The organism is Pseudomonas sp. GW822-FHT02G04 (genome assembly GCF_058802085.1).
The window spans coordinates 46,638-68,976 of record NZ_JBXANU010000018.1; the positions used below are offsets into that span (position 1 = coordinate 46,638).

A 22,339-nucleotide genomic window follows, 5' to 3' on the forward strand; every position below is an offset into this window, starting at 1 on the left:
GGTCTGTCAAAAAGTTCGAGTCCGGGTGAGCAGCATGTGGTGGAGCAAAGGCAAGTCGCGGGTTACTCAAGGCGCACGAGCGCTGGCCTCGCCAATGATTATGTCCCTGGAGCCGCGCATGCTGTTCGACGGTGCGGTGGCCGCCACGGTTGCCGATACCGCCCAGGCTGACAGCCATACCACGGCTGACGCGGTCAAGGCACCGACTGCCGACCAGTCGGTCGCCAGCAAGGATACCCACGGCCAGGCCGATGCCACGCCAACCCCGACGGCTGTCGCGGTGCCGGGGCAAAGCGTGGTATTCGTCGATTCGCGGGTCAAGGACACCAACAGCCTGCTTAAAGGCGTCGCGCCCGGCACCCAGGTGGTCCAGCTGGAGGCGAGCAAGGACGGCTTGCAGCAGATTGCCGACTACCTCGATACCCATCAGGGCATCAGTTCGGTGCAGATCATCGCCCACGGCAACGCAGGTGATCTGTGGCTGGGTAATAGTTATCTGTCGGCCGATAACGTCGCGGCCCGCAGCGCCGTGCTGGCGGAAATCGGCAAGGACATGAACGTCGGCGGCGATATTTTGATCTACGGCTGCTACACCGCCGAAGGCGAGCGCGGCTTGAGTTTCGTCGACTCGCTGGCGCAACTGACCGGCCGTGATATCGCCGCTTCCAGCAACCGCACCGGGGTCGGTGGCGACTGGAATCTGGAAATTGCCACCGGCAACATCGAAAGCGCCAACGTGCTCTCGACCACGGCCATGAGCGACTATCACTGGGGCTTGGCCACCTGGACCGCCACCAATAACGCCAACACGGGCGTCGGCTCGCTGCGTGCCGCCCTCGCTTCGGCGCAGGCCGGCGATATCGTCACTTTCAGCAGCGGTATGACGGTGCAGTTGACCTCCGAATTGCTGATCAACAAGAACGTCTACGTTGATGGCGACTTGAACAACGACGGTGTGGCAGATGTGACTCTCGATGGTCAGTACAAGACCCGAGTGGTTGAAGTGGCGTCTGGCAGCATCGTGACACTCGATGGCCTGGTGATCACCCGTGGCCTGGTGTCGGGCAACGGTGGCAACGGTGGCTACGGCGCCACCGGCGCGATGGCCGGGGGGATTTTCAACGCAGGGATTCTGACCCTGAAAAACGTTACCGTGACCTCCAACGCCGCTTCCGGTGGCGGTGGCGGTGGCGGTGTCACCGGCGCTTTTTACGGCGGTGGCGGTGGTGGTGGCGGCGGCTTGGGTGGCCAGGGCGGCGGGCATGGCGGTTCGGCAGGGCCGGGCACCGGCACATTGGGCGGCCAGGCGGGCAGCGGCGGTGTCGGTGGTTATGGCGGCGGTTATGACGCCACCCACATGGGCGGTCGCGGCGGTACCACTACTGGCGGTGCTGGCGGGGTGGGCGTTTCCTATTACAGCAACGGCGGTAACGGTTCGACGGCCACCAATGGCACGATTTCCATTGGCGGTGGCGGCGGCGGGGCCGGTTGGGACAAGGTGGGTGGCGCCGGCGGCAACGCGGTGGGCGGGATCTACAACGCCAGCAGCGGCACCATCACCGTCATCGGCACGTCGACCATCAGCAACAACATCGGCGCCGGTGGCGGCGGTGGCGGTGGCGGTGGCCAAGGCAGCAATGCCAGTAATGGCGGCATTGGCGGCCGGGGCGTCGGTGCGATCTGGAACAAAGGCACGCTGCTGATGACGGCCGCCAACTTCGCCGCCCTGGCCGGTAATGCCGCGGCCAGTGGCGCAGGCGGTACCGCGCAGGGCGGAGGTTCAACCGGCACCTCGCCGACCTCCTTCGCGACTATCTACAACGACGGTGGCGTACTCAACACCGCGTATTCGCCACCGCCGACCGCGACCATTGTGGTCGCCGACACCACACTGAGCATCGGCGAAACGTCCCTGGTGACGATCACCTTTTCCGAGGCCGTGACCGGTTTCACCAACGCCGACCTGACCATCGCCAACGGTACGTTAACGGCGGTAAGCAGCAGCGATGGCGGCATCACCTGGACGGCAACCTTCACCCCGTCCGCCAGTATTTCCGATACGACCAACGTCATCACCCTGGACAACACCGGAGTAATAAACGGTCTGGGCACCGCCGGCGTCGGCACCACCAACTCCAATAACTACACGGTCGACACCGTACGCCCGACCGCGACCATCGTAGTGGCAGACAATGCGCTGAGAGTCGGCGAAACTTCGCTGGTGACCATCACCTTCAACGAAGCGGTCACCGGTCTCACCAATGCGGACCTGACGATTGCCAACGGCACGCTCACGGCGGTGAGCAGCAGCGATGGCGGCATCACCTGGACGGGGACCTTCACCCCAACCGCCAGCATCACCGATACGACCAACCTGATCACTCTGGACAACACCGGGGTCAGCGACCTGGCGGGCAACGCCGGGAGCGGTACCACCGATTCGAACAACTACGCCATCGATACCGTGCGCCCGACCGCGACCCTTGTGGTGGCCGATACCAGCCTGAGCATCGGTGAAACCTCGCTGGTGACCATTACCTTCAGCGAAGCGGTGAGCGGGTTCACCAATGCCGACCTGACGATTGCCAACGGTACGCTCACGGCGGTGAGCAGCAGCGATGGCGGCATCACCTGGACGGCGACCTTTACCCCGACGGCCAGCATCAACGACACGACCAACCTGATCACCCTGAATAACACCGGGGTCAGCGACCTGTCGGGCAACGCCGGTAGCGGCACCACCGATTCGAACAACTATGCAATTGATACGCTCCGTCCAACCGCGACCATCGTGGTCGCGGACACGGCGCTGAAAATCGGCGAAACCTCGCTGGTGACGATCACCTTCAGCGAGGCGGTGACCGGGTTCACCAATGCGGACCTGACCATCGCCAACGGTACACTCACGGCGGTGAGCAGCAGTGACGGCGGCATCACCTGGACGGCGACCTTCACCCCGACCGCCAGCATCAGCGACACGACCAACCTGATCACCCTGGACAACACCGGGGTCAGCGACCTGGCGGGCAATGCCGGTAGTGGCACCACCGATTCCAGCAACTATGCGATCGACACCGTGCGCCCGACAGCCACCATCGTGGTCACGGACACGGCGCTGAGAATCGGCGAAACCTCGCTGGTGACCATTACGTTCAGCGAAGCGGTGAGCGGTTTCACCAACGCTGACCTGACCATCGCCAACGGTACGCTCACGGCGGTGAGCAGCAGTGACGGCGGCATCACCTGGACCGCAACCTTCACCCCGAGCGCCAGCATCAACGATACGACCAACCTGATCACCCTGAACAACACCGGGGTCAGCGATCTATCGGGTAACGCCGGTAGCGGCACCACCGACTCCAACAACTACGCCATCGACACCGTACGCCCGACGGCCACCATCGTGGTCGCGGATACGACGCTGACCGCGGGCGAAACCTCGCTGGTGACCATTACCTTCAGCGAAGCGGTCAGCGGCTTCACCAACGCGGACCTGAGCATCGCCAACGGTACACTCACGGCGGTGAGCAGCAGCGACGGCGGCATCACCTGGACCGCAACATTCACCCCGACGGCCAGCATCAATGACCCGACCAACCTGATCACCTTGAACAACACCGGGGTCAGCGATCTGGCGGGCAACTCTGGGAGCGGCACCACCAACTCGAACAACTATGTGATCGACACCGCCCCGCCGACCGCGACCATCGTGATAGCTGACAACGCACTGAAAATCGGCGAAACGTCACTGGTGACCATCACCTTCGATCAGGCCGTAACCGGTTTCACCAACGCCGACCTGACGATCGCCAACGGTACGCTCACGGCGGTGAGCAGCAGCGACGGCGGCATCACCTGGACGGCGACGTTCACCCCGACTGCCAGCATCACCGACGCGACCAACCTGATCACCCTGGACAACACCGGCGTGCAGGCGGCCGCCAGCGGTAACGTGGGCACTGGCACGACCGATTCCAACAACTACGCCATCGACACCGTGCGCCCGACGGCGACCATCGTGGTCGCGGACACGGCGCTGAAAATCGGCGAAACCTCGCTGGTGACCATTACGTTCAGCGAAGCGGTGAGCGGTTTCACCAACGCTGACCTGACCATCGCCAACGGTACGCTCACGGCGGTGAGCAGCAGTGACGGCGGCATCACCTGGACGGCAACCTTCACGCCTTCGGCGAGCATCAACGACACGACCAACCTGATCACCCTGGATAACACCGGGATCGCCGATCTGGCGGGTAACGCCGGCAGCGGCACCACCGATTCCAACAACTACGCCATCGACACCGTACGCCCGACCGCCACGATTGTGCTGGCCGATACGACGCTGACTGCCGGCGAAACCTCGCTGGTGACCATAACCTTCAGCGAAGCGGTCAGCGGCTTCACCAACGCGGACCTGAGCATCGCCAACGGTACACTCACGGCGGTGAGCAGCAGCGACGGCGGCATCACCTGGACCGCGACCTTCACCCCGACCGTCGGCGTGAATGATTCGAGCAACGTCATCACTCTGAACAACACCGGGGTCAGCGATCTGGCGGGCAACAGCGGCAGTGGCACCACCAACTCCGGCAACTACACCATCGATACGGTGTTTCCGACGGCGACCATCGTGGTGGCCGACAATGCGCTGAAAATTGGTGAAACGTCGCTGGTGACCATTACCTTCAGTGAAGCGGTGAGTGGTTTCAGCAATGCCGACCTGACCATCGCCAACGGCACCTTGACCTCCGTCAGCAGCAGCGACGGGGGCATCACCTGGACGGCGACGTTCACCCCGACCGCCAGCATCACCGACGCGACCAACCTGATCACCCTGGACAACACCGGTGTGCAGGCTGTCGCCAGCGGTAACGTGGGCACTGGCACCACCGATTCCAATAACTATGCCATCGACACCGTACGCCCGACGGCCACCATCGTGGTCGCGGACTCGGCGCTGAGAATCGGCGAAACCTCGCTGGTGACCATCACCTTCAGCGAGGCGGTGAGCGGTTTCACCAACGCCGACCTGACCATCGCCAACGGTACGCTCACTGCAGTGAGCAGCAGCGACGGTGGCATCACATGGACGGCGACCTTCACCCCGAGCGCCAGTATCAACGACACCACCAACCTGATCACCCTGGACAACACCGGGATCAACGATCTGGCGGGTAACGCTGGCAGCGGCACCACCGACTCCAACAACTACGCCATCGACACTGTTCGTCCGACCGCCACGATTGTGCTGGCCGATACGACGCTGACTGCCGGCGAAACCTCGCTGGTGACCATTACCTTCAGCGAAGCGGTCAGCGGCTTCACCAACGCGGACCTGAGCATCGCCAACGGTACACTCACGGCAGTGAGCAGCAGCGACGGCGGCATCACCTGGACCGCGACCTTCACCCCGACCGTCGGCGTGAATGACTCGAGCAACGTCATCACCCTGAACAATACCGGGGTCAGCGACCTGGCGGGCAACTCCGGCAGCGGCACCACCAACTCCGGCAACTACACCATCGATACGGTGCTGCCGACGGCCACCATCGTGGTCGCCGACAATGCGTTGAAAATCGGTGAAACGTCGCTGGTGACGATCACCTTCAGCGAAGCGGTGAGCGGTTTTACCAACGCCGACCTGACGATTGCCAACGGTACGCTCACTGCGGTGAGCAGCAGCGACGGCGGTATCACCTGGATCGCGACCTTCACCCCGACCAGCGCCATCACCGACACCAGCAACGTCATCACCCTGGATAACAGCGGTGTGCAAAACGCCTCGGGCAACGCCGGCAGCGTCACCACCGACTCCAACAACTACGCCATTGATACCGTGCGCCCGACGGCCACCATCGTAGTCGCGGACTCGGCGCTGGCGGTGGGTCAGACATCAGTGGTGACGATCACCTTCTCCGAGGCGGTGACCGGCTTCAGCATCGCCGACCTGACGGTGAGCAACGGTACCCTGAGCAGTCTGAGCACCAGCGATAACATCACCTGGACCGCCACCCTGACGCCGGCGGCGAGCATCACCGATACGACCAACGTAATCACCCTGGACAACACCGGGGTAGCCGATGTGGCTGGCAATACCGGCAGCGGCACCACCGACTCCAACAACTACGCCGTCGACAGCCAACGCCCGACGGCCACCATCGTATTGAGCGATTCGACCCTGAAACCGGGGGAAACCGCCGTGGTGACCATCACCTTCAGCGAAGCGGTGACGGGGTTCGACAACAGTGACTTGAGCGTCGCCAACGGTACCTTGAGCGCGGTGAGCAGCAGCGACGGCGGCATCACCTGGACCGCAACCTTCACCCCGACTGCCGGGGTTACCGATGCCAGCAACCTCATTACCCTGAGCAACAGCGGCGTCTCGGACCTGGCTGGCAACACCGGGGCGGGCACCACCAACTCGGCCAACTATGTGGTGGAAACCCAGATACCGACCGCCACTATCGTAGTCGCCGACAATGCCCTCAAGGTGGGTGAAACATCGCTGGTGACTATTACCTTCAGCGAAGCGGTGAGCGGTTTCACCAACGCTGACCTGACCGTTGCCAACGGCACCCTCAGCAACGTTTCGTCCAGCGATGGTGGCGTGACTTGGACCGCGACATTCACGCCTACTGCCAGCGTCACGGACACCACTAACCTGATCAGTCTGGACAACAGTGGACTGACCAACGGGTCGGGCAACAGCGGCGTCGGCGTGACCGATTCCAACAACTACGCGATCGACACCGCTCGCCCGACCGCGACCATTGTGGTCGCGGACAATAAACTGGGGATCGGCGAGACCACCACGGTGACCTTTACCTTCAGCGAAGCGGTGTCCGGTTTCGACCTGTCGGACCTCAGCGTGGCCAATGGTGTGCTATCCAATCTGGTCAGCAACAACGGCGGTGTGACCTGGACCGCGACGTTCACGCCGACCGCGAGCCTCAACGATGCGACCAACCTGATCCTGCTCGACACCGGCAATGTGCTCGACGCCGCGGGCAATGCCGGCGCCAGCATCGCCATCTCCAACAACTACGCGCTGGATGCGACTCGCCCGACCGTCAGCATCGTGGTTGCCAACCCGGTGCTGGGAATTGGTCAGACGACGCTGGTGACCTTCACGTTCAGCGAGGCGGTCAGCAATTTCGACTTGTCGGACTTGAGCGTGACCAACGGTGAACTGACCAATCTGGCCAGCAGCGACGGCGGCAAGACCTGGACCGGCACCTTCACGCCCGCCGCGAACATTACCGACCCGAGTAACTTCATTGCGTTGGACACCAGCAATGTGACGGACCTGGCAGGCAACCTGGGCGCCAGCGTCGCGGTATCCAATAACTACACGATCAACACCGTACCGACGCCCCCGCCCTTGGTCTTGACACCGGTGGTCGTGGCCGATCCACCGAACGTGCCATTGCAACCGATCATCTTCACCCCACCCACTGGCGATCTCGGCTCGCCACTGACCTTTGCCCCGCTGTTTGAACAACGAGTGATCGGCAATGGCATTCGGCCTCTGGGCGACATTTTCATAAACCACGGGGCGCTGACGCCGAGTTTTATCGCCCAGGTATTCACCAGCAGCGACAACGGTGGCGATGGCTCAGGCCACGGCTTCCTTGGCTTTGGCGGGGGCGACGGCGGGGTCTTCGGTAGCAGCACGCTGTCGAGCCTGTTCAATCAGAACACCAGTAGCGAGGGGGATTCGCTGAACACCTTTGGTAATCAGTCAATCAGGGCGGGGGATGCTTCCCAAGGGCTGCGCGGCGTGTTTGGCGCACCGAGTCTTGGCCAGCAATTACAACAACTCAAAGACACCGAGCAACGGCAGGTCGACAGCCTGGCCGCGGCTTTGCAACAGGTCGGTATCAGTGAAATGCAGGCCTGAAAAAACCATTAAAGCAGTACGGCACTGGGGGCAATACAAGGATGAAAAGAAGTCAGAAGTTGTTCGGCGCCAGCCTGCTGGCGCTGGCGATCAGCGGATGTGCAGTCACCAGTCAACCGATCGAACGCAGCGTCAGCCAACAGCGCGCCAAAAGCGATCTGCAAAACATGTACAAGGGTCAGGAGCCCCTCAGCGGCCCGCTGACCCTGCACCAGGCCATGGCCCGCGCGGTGAAATACAACCTCGAAGGCCGGCTCAAGATCATGGAAGAGGCCCTGGCCAAGCGCCAACTCGACCTCGCCAGTTTCGACATGCTGCCGCGCATGGCGCTGGATGCCGGTTACGTGGGGCGCAACAACGTCAACGCCTCTAGTAGCCAGAGCGTGCGCACCGGCACTCAGTCTTTGGAACCGTCGACCTCCCAGGACCGCGACCGTGACGTGGCGGACCTGACCATGGTCTGGAACGTGCTCGACTTCGGTGTCAGCTACATCAGCGCCAAGCAGCAGGGCGATCAGCGCCTGATCGTGCAGGAGCGTCGGCGCAAGGTGATCAACACCATCGTCCAGGACGTGCGCTCGGCCTATTGGCGAGCCGTGGCCGCCGAGCGTTTGCTCAAACAAATCGACAGCCTGATGGCCCGTGTCGACACCGCCCGTGAAAATAGCCAGAGCATGAGCCAGCAGCGTATCGGCGATCCGATTCAGGCATTGGGTTATCAGCGCTCGCTGATTGAAGCCACCCGGCAACTGGAAGAGCAACGCCGCGCGCTGTCGCTGGCAAAAACCGAGTTGGCGACCCTGATCAACCTGCCTCCGAGCACCGAGCTGACGCTGGCGACCCAGGACGACTACGTCATTCCGGAACTCAAGGTCGACCTCGCCAGCCTGGAACAGGAAGCCTTGACCAGTCGGCCGGAGTTGCGCGAGCAGGATTACCAGACCCGCATCAGCGCCGCCGAAACCCGCAAAGCCATGCTGCGCCTGCTGCCGGGGCTGGAGTTTTCCGCCGGCGGGCATTACGACAGCAACTCGTTTTTGGTGGAGCAGGGCTGGGCGGATTACGGGGTGAAAGTCACCTGGAACCTGTTCAACGTGATCTCCGCGCCCGCCGCGATCGACGTCGCCAAGGCCGGCGAAGAAGTCGCCGCAGCACGTCGCCAGGCGATGTCCATCGCAGTGCTGGCCCAGCTCTACGTGGCCAACGCCAACTATCGCGAAGCATTGCGGCAGTTCCAGACCAATCAGCAACTGTCGAACATCGATGGGCAAATCGTCGGCCAGTTGCGCAACCGCTATCAGGCGGCCGGGCTGGGTGAGCTGGATTTGATCCAGGGCGAGCTGAACACGTTGCAGGCCGATCTGCGTCGCGACCTGTCCTACGCTGACCTGCGCAACGCTTACGGGCAAATCTTCGCCAGCGCCGGTCTCGATCCGCTGCCGGACGAAGTGCAATCAACCGAAGTCCAGTCCATCGCCACGGCACTGGCCAATCGCGAAGAGGCGTGGGCGGCGGGCAACATCTCAGTACCGCCGGTGGCCCATGCCCCGGTCCGCTAACCTGCTGGCGCCGACGGCGAGCATCAGCCGCGCCCAACGGGAGGCCCGCAACGGTCATCGCGGCACGGCAATCCTGCTGACCGGCTTACCGGCGGCGGGCAAGTCGACATTGGCCCAGGCACTGCACGCCGAGCTGTTCGAACATGGCGTGCAGAGTGTGGTGCTCGATGGCGATGGACTGCGGGTCGGGCTCAATCGCGATCTGGGGTTCACCGACAGCGATCGCCTGGAAAACATCCGCCGCGCCAGCGAACTGGCGGCGCTGTTGGTCGAGAACGGGCAAATTGTCATCCTCGCGATGATCGCGCCCTTGGTGGAGTTGCGCGAACTGTTCGCCCGCCGGCTGGGTGAGGATTACCGCGAAGTCTGGTGTAGCGCCTCTTTGGCGGTGTGTGAACAGCGTGATCCCAAAGGTCACTACGCCCGGGCTCGACGGGGTGAGTTGGCGGGGTTTACCGGTGTCTCCGCGCCTTACGAACCACCGCCGTGTGCGTCGCTGGTGCTCGACACAGGCGCGCAATCGGTCGAGGCCTGTCTTGACCGTTTGCTGACCTGGCTCGGCGAATGCGCGGTGCTGCCGAAACGATGAGCCGGCCGGCATTCTCCCGATTGCCGGTGACGGTGGATTTGCCGTTGCTGTTGCAGGCGCTGGCGGCGATTGGTGAGGACGACTGGCACGGTCATTTCAACAGCGCTTATTACACTGGCGACTGGAGCGGGGTGGCGCTGATATCCGCGGCCGATGCCTTGACCGAGCTGGCACCCGGTCGCGGTGAACCTCGATTGCGCGAATCCTGGCGACGGGATGCCCGATGGCAGCAAGGGTTGCGGGATCTGCCGCTGCAGATCGTCTGCGCGCGCCTGTTGCGACTCGGTCCGGGCGGGCGTATCCACGAGCATCGCGACTATGACCTGGGCGAACCGGATGCGGACTTGCGTCTGCACATTCCGCTGCTCAGCCCACCTCAAGTGGACTTCATGCTGGACGGCCAGCGCATGCCGATGGCTGCTGGCGAATGCTGGTATCTCGATCTGGCGAGACCTCATCGCGTGGACAATCGCGATACCCAGGCACGGATTCATCTGGTGCTCGATTGTCGGCCCGGTGCCTGGCTGGAGCAGGCGATTATCGATGGGGTGGCAACCACGCCGTCGTCGCAAATCGGTCATCAAGCTTTAGAGCAATTCAAGGCACTGCTGGCCGGCGATCCGCAGCTGTGCAAGACCTTGCAGGGATTGCGGGACAACGAGGCCTTTATCGCCCGCACTCTGGAGCTGGCCGCCGAGCGTGGCCTTGTGTTCACCCGCGAAGAATTGCGCACGGCGATGCGCGATGGTCGCCGCCAGTGGACTGAACAATGGAGCGCCTGAACCTCGAAGGCTGGTTGCCGATTCGCGTGTGGCAAGAGGCCGGGCAATGGCAAGTCGACTGGTGCTGGTTCGGGGAGACGCGGCTGCATCAACCGTTTTTTCGTGACGCCGTGGAGGATGCGCTGCGACTGCCGTTCAATCAGGCATTTCGCCGAAAAACGGCATTGTCGATCCTCGCGGACTGGCGGGCTTGCAGTCCCGGCCTGACGCCGAGCGCCTTTATTTTTCACGCCTCCCGCTGTGGCTCGACCCTGGTTAGTCAGATGCTGGCGCAACTCGACAACCACATTGTCATCAGCGAACCCCCGCCACTGGACGCGTTGCTACGCAGCGATTTGCCTGCCGTCGAGCGACGTGCGGCGATCAAAGGGTTACTGTCGGCCTACGGGCAATGTCGACGTGGCGTGGAGCAACGGTTGGTGATCAAACTCGACGCCTGGAACATCGGTGAACTGTCGTTACTGCGCGAGTGCTTCCCTGAAACACCCTGGCTGTTTCTTTATCGCGATCCGCTGGAGATTGCTGTCTCGCATCTGCGTCGCCCGGGCGTGCACATGGTGCCGGGGATGATTGGCGCCAGTGTGCTGGATGACGAATTCCCGTTCAGCGGCCGTGAGGATTACATCGCTCGGCGGTTGGGGCGGTTGCTGGCGTCGGGGTTGGCGCAATGCCAGGTATTTGGCGGCTGGGCGGTGAATTACAGCGAACTGCCGCAGGCGATGGCGGGGCGGTTGGCGGCGTTCTTTGCGTTGGACATCGAGCAGCGCCGGCAGGTGTTTGCAGCAGTGGGGCAACATGCCAAGCAGCCGTCGCAGGTGTTTGTCGGCGACAGTGATGACAAGCATCGCGAAGCCTCGGCGTTGCTTCGTGAGCGGGTGGAACACTGGGCACGGGAACCGTATGAGGCGCTGGAACAATTGCGCGAAATATAATCTTTTTGTGGCGAGGGAGCTTGCTCCCGCTCGGCTGCGTAGCAGTCGCAGATGTTGGGGCCGTTTCGCGACCCAGCGGGAGCAAGCTCCCTCGCCACAACTTATCGATGCATCAGGATTTTGACGACAAGTCCGCCATCCCCTTGAGCAATTCGATCGGCAGCGGGAAGACGATGGTCGAACTCTTGTCCCCGGCAATCGAACTCAGCGTCTGCATGTAGCGCAACTGCATGGCCCCCGGCTGACGCCCGAGCATTTCGGCAGCCTGCATGAGTTTTTCCGAGGCCTGCAATTCGCCTTCGGCGTGGATTACCTTGGCCCGGCGTTCCCGTTCGGCTTCGGCCTGTTTGGCGATGGCGCGGATCATCGATTCGTTGAGGTCCACGTGCTTGATCTCGACGGTGGCCACCTTGATGCCCCAGGCGTCGGTCTGGGCATCGAGCACTTGCTGGATGTCGACGTTCAGCCGTTCCCGTTCGGCCAGCAATTCATCGAGTTCATGTTTACCGAGCACTGCCCGCAACGTGGTCTGGGCCAGTTGGCTGGTGGCCATGAGAAAGTCTTCGACCTGAATGATCGCCCGTTGCGGGTCGAGCACGCGGAAATACAGCACCGCATTGACCTTGACCGAGACGTTGTCGCGGGTGATCACGTCTTGCGGCGGTATGTCGAGCACCACGGTCCGCAGGTCGACACGGACCATTTGTTGAACCGCCGGAATCAGCAGGATCAGGCCGGGGCCCTTGACCTGCCAGAAGCGTCCGAGCTGGAACACCACGCCGCGTTCATATTCGCGCAGGATGCGGAAGGTCGACCCCGCCAGTGCAATCAGCAATAACAGGAGCGCGGCAAAACCCAGTTGCAGACCCATGACTATTCTCCGCCATCATTGTTCATGCGGACGCCGCGTCAGCCGCGACCACTTCCAGCAATAGACCCTTGCGTGCCACCACCCGGACCTGTTGGCCCGGTTGCAGCGGTGTTTGGCTCGTTACTTGCCATTGCTCGCCTTGCAGATGCACCCAGCCGACATAAGCATTGCCAGCCTGCAACGACGTTATCGGCGTCACGCTGCCCAGTAATTCGGCGTCGCCGCTGAAGTTGCGGCGCGGTCGGGTTTTCAAGGCGCGGATCAGCAGGAAAATCAGCAGCAATGCGCTGATCAGCCCCAGGCCGATCATCAAGGGAACAGGGACTTCGGCATTGCTCAGAATCACCGCGCCGATCACGAACATCACAATGCCGCCCAGACCGACCACGCCGTAATTGGGCAAGGCCGCCTCGGCGATCAGAAACGCGATGCCGAACGTGATCAGCCAGATCCCGATGGGGTCGGGAACCAGCACTACGACGGTATCCTCCGCCAATACCGACCCGCTCAAGGCCAGCAGCAGCGCAATTGCACAGCAACGAATGTTCACTTGACCCTCCAGGAGAGTCATCCGTCCGCAAGCCGTTCGTGGCTCTGTGTACAAGTCTAGTTGAGCCTGCGGTTGTATGAATTTCGACCAGTTGTCGACCGCGTCCGACGGGCGGATTTCCCGCCGGATCCCACCAGCGGGCCTAGACTTTTAATGGAGAGAAAAAATTCTAACCATCGTCCGCCATTCGTTGTTGCGGACACCGAGGTGCATCATGCGTATGGCAAAAACCGTGCAGAACAGCCTGGACAAGGCGCACTGCGAATATGACATCGTTTCCCATCCGCACTCAGCCAGCAGCCTTGAAACGGCGCGGCTTGCAGGCATTCCTGCCGAACGGGTGGCCAAATCGGTGATCCTCGACGATCGCCACGGGCATTACTTGATGGCCGTGCTGCCCGCCAGCCGTCACCTGGACCTGAGCAAAGTCCGTGGCAGCAGCGAATGGCAAGTCACCCGGGAAAGCAACCTGCCGCACCTATTCGACGATTGCGAACGCGGCGCCGTGCCTGCACTGGGCGAGTCCTATGGAATGGACATGGTCATCGACCCGATGTTGACCCGGCAGCAAGACATCTACCTCGAAGCCGGCAACCACAACAACCTGGTACACCTGAGCGTACCGGAATATCTGAAAATGGTGCCGCATGCCGAGGTCTGCGAGTTGAGTCTGTCGGCATAGCGTCGCTATCGCTGCCGTCATCGCGGGCAAGCCTCGCTCCTACAGGAATTGCAAAAAACCTGTGGGAGCGGGCTTGCCCGCGATTGACCGCGCAGCGGTCACCCCATTCCAGCCATCAAGAAGGAGCCCGACATGGAATCCCCCACCCATAGCCTCTCAGCCCTGTTCAAACAACTCGGCCTGCCTGACGACGCCGAAAGCATCGATAAATTCATCGCCACCCATTCACCACTCAAACCCGAACTGCACCTGGCGGACGCGTTCTTCTGGAGCGAGAGCCAGGCGGAGTTGCTGCGTGACGAAATTCTGGATGACGCGGATTGGGCGGAGGTGGTGGATCAGCTGGATGTAATGCTGAGGAAGGGGCGGGGGGTGTAAAGCTGCATGAAAGACCTCGTCACAGATTTTTTCTGGGCCTTGCCAACTGGGTTGAAGTAGCTTCCATGGCGACAAATCCCGAGATGAGACTGATTCATGCAATGTGTTTTGGCCGAAAGGATCATCAGCATTTCCGAGCTTGCTGAAAACGCCAGTGCTGTCCTGCGGGATACACAAATCGGGCCTATTGCGGTGCTGGATAACAATCGAATCACGGCGTATCTGATTTCGGCAGATCTCTATGAAGCGATGCTGAACCGCCTGGATGATTTCGACCTTGCGACTCTCATACGCGCCCGCAGCCCTGAAATTGCTGAACCAATCAGACTTGATGATCTGTGAAAACTCGTTTGCCAGCATGAGAATTGTTTCAAAACTTGACCAGCTTTCCCCACCAATGCCATATTGATAGTTAGCAAACTAACAGTGTGTGCATTCCCTCGTGCCAAAGAACCTCGCCGCTCTCCAGATGAACATCAGCAGCTCCATGGTGGTGGCCGCCAGGCATTGGCGGAAGATCTGCCAGACCACGCTGGTCAACTATGGGATCTCCGAAGCTTGCGCCGCCCCGCTATTGATGATCGGGCGCTTGGGCGAGGGTGTGCGGCAGGTGACGGTTGCGCAGGCGGCGGGGATGGAGAGCCCGTCTCTGGTGCGGCTGCTGGATCAGCTGTGTCACGCCGGTTACGTCTGCCGTACCGAAGACGCTCATGACCGGCGCGCCAAATGCCTGAGCCTGACCGCGACCGGTCGCGAGTTGGTGCAGGCGGTCGAAGCTGAGTTGGTGCGTTTGCGCCAGGAGGTGCTCGAAGGCATCGACCAGAGTGATCTGGAAGCAGCGCTACGGGTACTCAAAGCCTTCGAAGCGGCCAATCATTCGGTGGCCCAGCCTTGAGCGGATTTTTCACCGGCGTGCCCCCGGCGCGGGACTGGTTCTATGGTGTGCGCACGTTCGCGGCCTCGATGATCGCGCTGTACATCGCCATGCTCATGCAAATGCCTCGTCCCTATTGGGCGATGGCCACGGTGTATATCGTTTCCAGTCCGTTCCTCGGCCCTACCAGTTCCAAGGCGTTATACCGCGCGGCCGGCACTTTGCTCGGTGCAGCAGCGGCGGTTTTTTTCGTGCCGATGTTCGTCCAGAGCCCTTATGTGCTGGTGGTGGTCATCGCGCTGTGGACCGGGATTTTGCTGTTCCTGTCCCTGCATCTGCGCACTGCCAACAACTACGCCTTGATGCTCGCCGGTTACACCTTGCCGCTGATCGCCTTGCCGGTGGTGAATAATCCGTTGGCGGTGTGGGACGTGGCCGAGGCGCGGACCGAAGAGATCTTTCTCGGCATCGCTGTTGCGGCGGTGGTTGGCGCCATGTTCTGGCCACGGCGGCTGGCGCCGGTGTTCAACGACTCGGTGAACAAATGGTTTGCCGATGCTTCGACCTACAGCCTGCGTTTCCTCAGCCGCAATGTGCAGCCGGACGAAGTCAGCGCCTTGCGTTCATCGATGGTGGCGAACTTCAACAGCCTGGAATTGATGATCGGTCAATTGCCCCACGAGGGCGCGCGAGCGCAAACGGTGCGTAATACCAAGGAACTGCGCGGGCGAATGATCCACCTGTTGCCAGTGATCGACGCCCTCGACGATGCGCTCTATGCCCTCGAGCGGCGCACCCCGGAGCTTGTGGATAAGTTCGCGCCACTGCTGACCGCGACCACTGAATGGCTCGATCACAAAGACGCTGACCTCGGCCGCTGGCGGGCCCTGAAAAACCAGCTCGAAGCGCTGCAACCGAGTGCCGAGGCGCTGGACGATCGCAAGCAGTTGTTGTTCTCCAACGCCCTGTATCGCCTCGGCGAGTGGATCGATGTGTGGCAAGACTGCCGCAGCCTGCAATACGCCATTCAGTGCGAGAGCCAGGACAGTTGGCGCGCGGTGTATCGGCACTGGCGGCTGGGGCGACTGTCACCGTTTCTCGACCGTGGCTTGATGCTCTATTCGGCGGCTTCTACGGTCACCGCGATCATCGTCGCCTCGGTGCTGTGGATTCTGCTCGGCTGGACCGACGGCGGCAGCGCGGTGATTCTGGCGGCGGTGGCGTGCAGTTTCTTTGCGTCGATGGACGACCCGGCACCGCAGATCTACCGATTCTTTTTCTGGACCGCGATGTCGGTGCTGTTCGCCGGCCTTTATCTGTTTCTGATCCTGCCGAACCTGCATGACTTCCCGATGCTGGTGCTGGCGTTCGCCATCCCGTTCATCTGCGTCGGCACCTTGACGGTACAGCCGCGTTTTTACCTGGGCATGCTGCTGACCATCGTTAACACATCGTCCTTCATCAGTATTCAGGGCGCCTACGACGCGGATTTCCTCAGCTTCGCCAACTCCAACCTGGCCGGGCCCATGGGGTTGCTGTTCGCATTCATCTGGACCCTGATCGCCCGGCCATTCGGTGCGGAACTGGCGGCCAAACGCCTGACCCGTTTCAGCTGGCGCGACATCGTCAGCCTGACCGAGCCGGCTACGCTGGCCGAACACCGGCACATGGGCGTGCAGATGCTCGATCGCCTGATGCAGCATTTGCCGCGACTGGCCATGACCGGCCAGGACACCGGCATCGCCCTGCGCGAAGTGCGCGTGGCCCTGAATCTGCTGGACCTGCTCGCCTATTCGCCGCGAGTGCCGGGTGCGCCGCAAGCGCTACTGCGCCAGGTAGTGGCTGAAGTCGGTGAGTACTTCAAGGCCTGTCTCAAGGCTGGCGAACGTCTGCCGGCGCCGAGTCCGTTGCTGATGACCCTCGATCGCACCCGCCGCGCCCTCGGCGGCCAAGGTGACGACGAAACTCGTCTGCATTTGCTGCACGCCTTGAGCGGCCTGCGTCTGGCGCTGTTGCCGGGTGTCGAATTTGTCGGCACGGGCGAACTCGAAGAACCGCTTCCCCATGGCATCGATGGAGCGCCTTTATGATCGGTGATCTGGATATCGGCGGGGTATTCCTGCCCACGCTGCTGGTGCTGATGGGCATTACCTACGTGTTGTTCCTGTTGGTGCACGGGGTGCTGATGCGCCTGCACTTTTACCGTCTGGTCTGGCACCGGGCATTGTTCAACGTGGCTCTCTACGCTGTGCTGCTTGGCGCCGTGGACTCACTCAGTCGATACCTGATGACATGAAAAAACCTTTTTTGACCCTCGGCCGTGTGGTCCTGACGTTGTTGATCGTGACCTTCGCCATTGTCGTGGTCTGGCGCATGGTCATGTATTACATGTTCGCGCCCTGGACCCGGGACGGGCATATCCGTGCCGACATTGTGCAGATCGCTCCGGACGTCTCCGGGCTGATCCAGCAAGTGGAGGTGCGCGACAACCAGTGGGTGAAACGCGGCCAGGTGCTGTTCAGCATCGATCAGGACCGCTTCAAGCTGGCCTTGCGCCAAGCCAAAGCAACCGTCGCCGACCGTCAGGAAACCCTGGCCCAGGCCCAGCGCGAGGCCAAGCGTAACCGTGGACTCGGTAATCTGGTCCCGGCCGAGCAACTGGAAGAAAGCCAGTCCCGGGCGGCTCGAGCCGAAGTGGCATTAATGGAGGCGCAAGTGGCGGTGGACAGCGCCCAGCTCAACCTCGACCGCTCGGTGATCCGCAGCCCGGTGGATGGCTACGTCAACGACCGGGCGCCGCGTTCCCAGGAGTTCGTCAGCGCCGGGCGCCCGGTGTTGTCGGTGGTGGACAGTAATTCGTTCCACATCGACGGTTATTTCGAAGAAACCAAACTGGACGGCATTCATGTCGGCCAGAGTGTCGATATTCGCGTGATCGGCGACCGTGCGCGCCTGCGCGGGCATGTCGAAAGCATCGTCGCCGGCATCGAAGACCGCGACCGCAGCAGTGGCAGTAACCTGTTGCCCAACGTCAATCCGGCGTTCAGCTGGGTGCGGCTGGCCCAGCGGATTCCGGTGCGAATCGCTTTCGATGAGGTGCCGGAAAATTTCCGCATGATTGCCGGGCGTACGGCCACCGTGTCGATCATCGACGATCAAACCGGGGGGCCGGCGAAATGAGCAGGGCCTCGGGTTTGGCGGTCGCCGGATTGGGCTTGTTGCTGTCGGCCTGTCAGGTGGTGGGGCCGGATTATCACTTGCCGGACGAGGCCGCCGTGCACCGTGAAGACTTACAGGGCGACCTGGCGGTGAACGGCAAGCGTGTCGTCTCGGCACCGGTGCCCGCCGATTGGTGGCGGTTGTATCAGGATCCGCGTCTGGACCAATTGGTGCAACAGGCCATGGCTTCCAACACCGATTTGCGGGTGGCGGCGGCGAATCTTTCGCGGGCTCGCGCTCAGGTCGACGAAGCGCAGGCGGCGGGCGGTTGGAGCGGCGGCGTGAAGGTCGGCGCCCAGCGTTTGCAGGAGTCCGGCGAAGCGTTCTTGATACCGGAAAAAGTGCCCGTGGCCAACGTTGGCGATATCGGCATCACGACCTCGTATCAGTTCGACTTGTTCGGCACCTTGCAGCGCGGCATCGAAGCGGCCAAAGCCAATGCCGATGCGACCCAGGCGGCAGCGGATACCGCGCGTATCACCCTGGTGGCCGATGTGGTGCGGGCTTACACCCAGGTTTGCGCGGCCAACGAAGAGCGGGAGATCGCGCAGCATTCCCTCGACCTGCAAGCCCAGAGCACCTCCCTGACCCAGCGCTTGCGCGATGCCGGGCGCGGCGATGAAACCCAGGTCACTCGCTCGCAAACCCAATTCAAATCCTTGCGCGCCGAATTGCCGCGTTATGAAGCCGCGCGTCAGGCCGGGTTGTTCCGTTTGTCGATGCTGCTGGCCAAACCAGTCGAGCAATTGCCGGCCGGAACCGCCACCTGTGCGGAGCTGCCGAAAATTGTCCAATTGTTGCCGGTGGGTGATGGCGCCGCGCTGCTCAAACGCCGGCCCGACGTGCGCCAGGCAGAGCGCAAGTTGGCGGCGGCAACCGCCGGCATCGGCATTGCCACCGGTGAGTTGTACCCGGACATCAGCATCGGCGCGACCGTAGGCACGGTCGGCATCCTGGAAAACCTCGGCAAACCATCGACCAATCGCTGGGGCTTCGGTCCGTTGCTGACATGGACCGTACCGTCCAACGGCTCCCGCGCGCGCATCCGTGAGGCCGAGTTCGCAACCCAAGGCGCGCTGGCGCATTTCGATGGCGTGGTGCTCAACGCCATCCGCGAAACTCAGACCGGCCTGGCGCAATATTCCGCGCAACTTCAGCGTCGCGATGCGTTGGCGGACGCCGAGCAGTCGGCGCAACTGGCGGCAGACCAGACCCACCGCTTCTTCCAGGCCGGTCGCGCGTCGTTCCTGGCGGACTTGCAAGCTACCCGCACCTACACCGATGTGCGGGCGCAACTGGCCTCGGCCAACACCCAGGTTGCCATGAGCCAGATCGATTTGTTCCTCGCTTTGGGCGGCGGCTGGGAAAGCGGACGAACGCAAGGCTCACAACCCGGCAAACCCTGAGGCCGTTGCTATGCTTTGATTTGATGGGGTCGCGCGGCGAACCCGTCGATCAAGGCTTGCGTTGGTCATGGGGATCTAATAATGAAAAACCCTTACGCTCCCGGCTTCTGGTGCGCCATTGCGGCATTGGTTTTGCTGTCGGCCACCTATTTCTACGGCGTCATGCTAGCCCACCAGATCGACAAGGCGCTGATCTTCCTCGACAGCGCGGCGGCACTGATCGCCGTGATGGCCATCGTGGTGGTCGCCTGGGCTTCGCTCCAGAACCAGCGCATCAAGAGACGACAACTCGAACAAGGCAAAACCCTGGTGCTGATCTGGGACACCAAGGTGGCTTTGCGTCGGGTTGAAACGGTGTTCGACCGGTATTTCTGGGGCAGTTACTGGCAACCGGGGCGTACGTTCCAGGAAGTCATGGGCGAACTTACCGGCACGCCGCTGGAAAAAAGCCTTGAAACCTTGAAGAAGCAATGCCAGGCGCTGGACAAGCAAGTGGCCGACGAGGGCTGGCACTGGCTCAACAATGCCCGAGAACTGTCCGATGTCGCCAACGCCATGGCCCGCGAACGCTATCAACTGGACTTCTGTGACCCGCGCGCGGAAGTGAGCGGCGGGGCGGTGATCAATCGGGATTTTGAAGTGCTGGTGTATACGTGGACCGCACGGCTGAAAAGCTTCGATCATCAGCTTGATGAAATTGAAGTGCAGTATTCCTGAGTCGATGTCGTTTGCACTGACGCCATCGCGGGCTTGCCCGCGATGCCGATCTCATGACCACCAAAACTCTCGCCCCTCATGCGCGGCCCATAGACACTCTTTCACCTTTAATCATTGGGTCGCCCTGCGGCGCAAATGCTAATCTCCATCCCACTTTTAGCGCAGTCGTGACCGCGACCCGTCATGGGTTCAGGGAAGACGACCACACTTTCAACAATGGACATCGATCGGGTACTTCATGAATAAATCAGCAGGCGTGCTTCTAGGAATTGTCGTGGCCATCGGTGCAATCAGCGCTGGCGGAGCGTGGTACACCGGCAGCAAACTCGATGGGGTGCTGAACAGCTCGATCGCCGATGCCAACAAAGAACTGCAAGCCGCGCTGGCAGGCTCCAACGGTACGGCGTCGCTGGAGCTGGTGTCGCTGGACCGTCATGTGTTCAGCAGCACCGCGCACTACCGCCTCAAGGGCGAGGGCGAGATGTTTGGTGAAGCGCCGATGGAGATGTTGTTCGTCGACCGCATCGAACACGGCCCGCTGCCGTTCTCGCGCCTGGTGTCGTTGAAGTGGTTGCCAGTCCTGGCCACCAGTCACTACGAGCTGGAAAAAACGCCACTGACCGAGAAGTGGTTCGCCGCCGCCAAGGACAAATCCCCGGTCAAAGGCGTGGTCAACATCGGCTACGACAACTCCACCAAGGGCTCGCTCGAATTCCTGCCGCTGGAAGCCGCACTGGATGACAAGTCCAACCTGACATTCTCCGGGTTGAAACTCGACGTGGCCGCCAGCGCCCAGGCACAAAAGGTCAAGGCCGACGGTTACATGGACAGCCTGAAGCTGACCACTGTGGCTGAAGACCAGACGCCGGTGCAGGTTGAGCTCAACGGTTTGACCCTGGCCAGTAATCTGAACAAAAGCACCTACGGCTATTACGTCGGTGACAACACCCTCGAGCTGACAAACAGCAAAACCACCTTTGGCCCCAAGCAATCGGTACTCGGTTTCAAGAGCTTTGAAATGAAGAACCAGACCGGGGAATCAGGCCCCAACGCTTCGGGGCGTGCCGATTACAAGGTCGGTGAAGTGTCCTTGAACGGCAAGGTTATCGGCTCTGCGCAGATGGCCATGAGCCTGAAAAACCTCGACATCCCGTCGACGATGTCGCTGATGCAGATCTACCAGACCAAACTGCAACCGTACGAGCGGGCCGCCGCCGAAGCCACTGCCGCCGGTCTGCCGGCGCCGCCGCTGAACCTGACCCCGGCCGAAGAAGCACAGGTCAAGACCGGTCTGGAGAAACTGCTGGCCGCAGGTCCCCAGGTGGCTCTGGAAAACCTGTCGTTCAACACCAGCAACGGTGAAAGCCGCGCCAACCTGGTGCTGGACCTGACCAAACCGCAATCCATGGACCTGCCGCCGGACCAACTGGTCAAGCAGTTGATCGCGTTGCTGGAATTCAACGTACTGGTCTCCAAGCCAATGCTCATTGATTTGCTCACCGTGCAGTCGCAAATCGACGGCCAGACCGATGCCAAGCTCATCGCCGATCAGGCGAGCGCAACCGCCGACATGTTCAGCAGCATGGCGGTCGGTACGCAACTGGCGAAACTGGACGGTAACAACGTCGTCACCAAGCTGCATTACGCCAACAATCAGGTGGACTTCAACGGCCAGAAAATGACCCTCGAGGAGTTTGTCGGCTTTGTGATGAGCAAACTCGGCGGCACTGGCAACGTCACCATCCAGTAAAACCGCAGGCTTCAGCGCAACGCCCGGCCTCTGCAACACGCAGACGCCGGGCGTTTTGCTGTCTGGGGTTTCGAAACGGGGTGAGGGTGAGGCCCGCCACGAATCTGAAGAAATATTGTGTCTTGAATTA

Annotated in this window: 17 protein-coding genes; 15 read left to right on the forward strand and 2 right to left on the reverse strand. The window is 61.6% G+C overall.

The window, feature by feature from the left end:
* The first annotated feature begins 34 nt into the window (after positions 1–34).
* From AC1RO5_RS20890 to AC1RO5_RS20910, 5 genes are read left to right on the forward strand one after another with little or no spacing between them, the layout of a single operon-like run.
* Positions 35–7,900 carry an Ig-like domain-containing protein gene (locus AC1RO5_RS20890; RefSeq protein ID WP_493177362.1) on the forward strand — a complete coding sequence of 2,622 codons (7,866 nt, stop codon included), beginning with the start codon at positions 35–37 and terminating at the stop codon, positions 7,898–7,900.
* Between the two features lie 41 nt (positions 7,901–7,941).
* Positions 7,942–9,459 (forward strand): TolC family protein, encoded by a 1,518-nt coding sequence (locus AC1RO5_RS20895; protein ID WP_493177364.1) that lies wholly within the window; start codon positions 7,942–7,944, stop codon positions 9,457–9,459.
* Positions 9,443–10,048 carry an adenylyl-sulfate kinase gene (cysC, locus tag AC1RO5_RS20900; protein ID WP_493177365.1) on the forward strand — a complete coding sequence of 202 codons (606 nt, stop codon included), beginning with the start codon at positions 9,443–9,445 and terminating at the stop codon, positions 10,046–10,048. Before AC1RO5_RS20895 ends, cysC begins: the two co-directional genes overlap by 17 nt.
* On the forward strand, positions 10,045–10,830 hold the full coding sequence (locus AC1RO5_RS20905) for an aspartyl/asparaginyl beta-hydroxylase domain-containing protein (RefSeq protein WP_493177456.1): 786 nt from the start codon (positions 10,045–10,047) through the stop codon (positions 10,828–10,830). The genes cysC and AC1RO5_RS20905 overlap by 4 nt, the downstream gene beginning before the upstream one ends.
* Positions 10,818–11,762, forward strand: coding sequence for a sulfotransferase family protein (locus AC1RO5_RS20910; protein ID WP_493177366.1), 945 nt, complete (start codon positions 10,818–10,820; stop codon positions 11,760–11,762). The genes AC1RO5_RS20905 and AC1RO5_RS20910 overlap by 13 nt, the downstream gene beginning before the upstream one ends.
* Before the next feature lie 112 nt (positions 11,763–11,874).
* On the opposite strand, the gene AC1RO5_RS20915 is transcribed toward AC1RO5_RS20910, so the two are convergent.
* Positions 11,875–12,633, reverse strand: a complete 759-nt coding sequence (locus tag AC1RO5_RS20915; protein WP_019651568.1) for a slipin family protein — start codon at positions 12,631–12,633, stop codon at positions 11,875–11,877.
* Between the two features lie 22 nt (positions 12,634–12,655).
* Positions 12,656–13,183, reverse strand: a complete 528-nt coding sequence (locus tag AC1RO5_RS20920) for an NfeD family protein (RefSeq protein ID WP_493177368.1) — start codon at positions 13,181–13,183, stop codon at positions 12,656–12,658.
* Positions 13,184–13,397: 214 nt separating this feature from the next.
* Here AC1RO5_RS20920 and AC1RO5_RS20925 point away from each other — a divergent pair, with 214 nt between their 5' ends.
* The 10 genes from AC1RO5_RS20925 (at position 13,398) to AC1RO5_RS20970 (ending at position 22,209) form a co-directional block, all read left to right on the forward strand.
* A complete protein-coding gene (locus tag AC1RO5_RS20925; protein ID WP_493177370.1) occupies positions 13,398–13,865 on the forward strand; it encodes an aminoacyl-tRNA deacylase in 468 nt (155 codons plus the stop codon).
* 132 nt (positions 13,866–13,997) lie between these two features.
* Positions 13,998–14,243, forward strand: a complete 246-nt coding sequence (locus tag AC1RO5_RS20930; RefSeq protein ID WP_493177372.1) for a DUF2789 domain-containing protein — start codon at positions 13,998–14,000, stop codon at positions 14,241–14,243.
* A 96-nt stretch (positions 14,244–14,339) separates the two neighbouring features.
* On the forward strand, positions 14,340–14,585 hold the full coding sequence (locus AC1RO5_RS20935; protein WP_493177374.1) for a type II toxin-antitoxin system Phd/YefM family antitoxin: 246 nt from the start codon (positions 14,340–14,342) through the stop codon (positions 14,583–14,585).
* 127 nt (positions 14,586–14,712) lie between these two features.
* Positions 14,713–15,138, forward strand: a complete 426-nt coding sequence (locus tag AC1RO5_RS20940) for a MarR family winged helix-turn-helix transcriptional regulator (protein WP_258671877.1) — start codon at positions 14,713–14,715, stop codon at positions 15,136–15,138.
* Positions 15,135–17,207 (forward strand): FUSC family protein, encoded by a 2,073-nt coding sequence (locus AC1RO5_RS20945; RefSeq protein WP_493177375.1) that lies wholly within the window; start codon positions 15,135–15,137, stop codon positions 17,205–17,207. Before AC1RO5_RS20940 ends, AC1RO5_RS20945 begins: the two co-directional genes overlap by 4 nt.
* A complete protein-coding gene (locus AC1RO5_RS20950; RefSeq protein WP_493177376.1) occupies positions 17,204–17,413 on the forward strand; it encodes a DUF1656 domain-containing protein in 210 nt (69 codons plus the stop codon). The genes AC1RO5_RS20945 and AC1RO5_RS20950 overlap by 4 nt, the downstream gene beginning before the upstream one ends.
* Positions 17,410–18,297 carry an efflux RND transporter periplasmic adaptor subunit gene (locus AC1RO5_RS20955; RefSeq protein ID WP_493177378.1) on the forward strand — a complete coding sequence of 296 codons (888 nt, stop codon included), beginning with the start codon at positions 17,410–17,412 and terminating at the stop codon, positions 18,295–18,297. The genes AC1RO5_RS20950 and AC1RO5_RS20955 overlap by 4 nt, the downstream gene beginning before the upstream one ends.
* Entirely contained in the window at positions 18,294–19,742 is a 1,449-nt protein-coding gene (locus tag AC1RO5_RS20960; RefSeq protein ID WP_493177379.1) for an efflux transporter outer membrane subunit, read from the forward strand. Before AC1RO5_RS20955 ends, AC1RO5_RS20960 begins: the two co-directional genes overlap by 4 nt.
* A gap of 81 nt (positions 19,743–19,823) precedes the next feature.
* Entirely contained in the window at positions 19,824–20,459 is a 636-nt protein-coding gene (locus AC1RO5_RS20965; protein WP_493177380.1) for an NADH:ubiquinone oxidoreductase subunit N, read from the forward strand.
* 238 nt (positions 20,460–20,697) lie between these two features.
* Complete coding sequence (locus AC1RO5_RS20970; protein ID WP_493177382.1) at positions 20,698–22,209, forward strand: YdgA family protein; 1,512 nt, start codon at positions 20,698–20,700, stop codon at positions 22,207–22,209.
* Positions 22,210–22,339: the final 130 nt, after the last annotated feature.

Bases quoted from the DNA above. Each gene is read 5' to 3' on its own strand.
- AC1RO5_RS20890 (WP_493177362.1), top strand. From the start codon at position 35: ATGTGGTGGAGCAAAGGCAAGTCGCGGGTTACTCAAGGCGCACGAGCG.
- AC1RO5_RS20895 (WP_493177364.1), top strand. From the start codon at position 7,942: ATGAAAAGAAGTCAGAAGTTGTTCGGCGCCAGCCTGCTGGCGCTGGCG.
- cysC (WP_493177365.1), top strand. From the start codon at position 9,443: ATGCCCCGGTCCGCTAACCTGCTGGCGCCGACGGCGAGCATCAGCCGC.
- AC1RO5_RS20905 (WP_493177456.1), top strand. From the start codon at position 10,045: ATGAGCCGGCCGGCATTCTCCCGATTGCCGGTGACGGTGGATTTGCCG.
- AC1RO5_RS20910 (WP_493177366.1), top strand. From the start codon at position 10,818: ATGGAGCGCCTGAACCTCGAAGGCTGGTTGCCGATTCGCGTGTGGCAA.
- AC1RO5_RS20915 (WP_019651568.1), bottom strand. From the start codon at position 12,633: ATGGGTCTGCAACTGGGTTTTGCCGCGCTCCTGTTATTGCTGATTGCA.
- AC1RO5_RS20925 (WP_493177370.1), top strand. From the start codon at position 13,398: ATGCGTATGGCAAAAACCGTGCAGAACAGCCTGGACAAGGCGCACTGC.
- AC1RO5_RS20930 (WP_493177372.1), top strand. From the start codon at position 13,998: ATGGAATCCCCCACCCATAGCCTCTCAGCCCTGTTCAAACAACTCGGC.
- AC1RO5_RS20935 (WP_493177374.1), top strand. From the start codon at position 14,340: ATGCAATGTGTTTTGGCCGAAAGGATCATCAGCATTTCCGAGCTTGCT.
- AC1RO5_RS20940 (WP_258671877.1), top strand. From the start codon at position 14,713: ATGAACATCAGCAGCTCCATGGTGGTGGCCGCCAGGCATTGGCGGAAG.
- AC1RO5_RS20950 (WP_493177376.1), top strand. From the start codon at position 17,204: ATGATCGGTGATCTGGATATCGGCGGGGTATTCCTGCCCACGCTGCTG.
- AC1RO5_RS20955 (WP_493177378.1), top strand. From the start codon at position 17,410: ATGAAAAAACCTTTTTTGACCCTCGGCCGTGTGGTCCTGACGTTGTTG.
- AC1RO5_RS20960 (WP_493177379.1), top strand. From the start codon at position 18,294: ATGAGCAGGGCCTCGGGTTTGGCGGTCGCCGGATTGGGCTTGTTGCTG.
- AC1RO5_RS20965 (WP_493177380.1), top strand. From the start codon at position 19,824: ATGAAAAACCCTTACGCTCCCGGCTTCTGGTGCGCCATTGCGGCATTG.
- AC1RO5_RS20970 (WP_493177382.1), top strand. From the start codon at position 20,698: ATGAATAAATCAGCAGGCGTGCTTCTAGGAATTGTCGTGGCCATCGGT.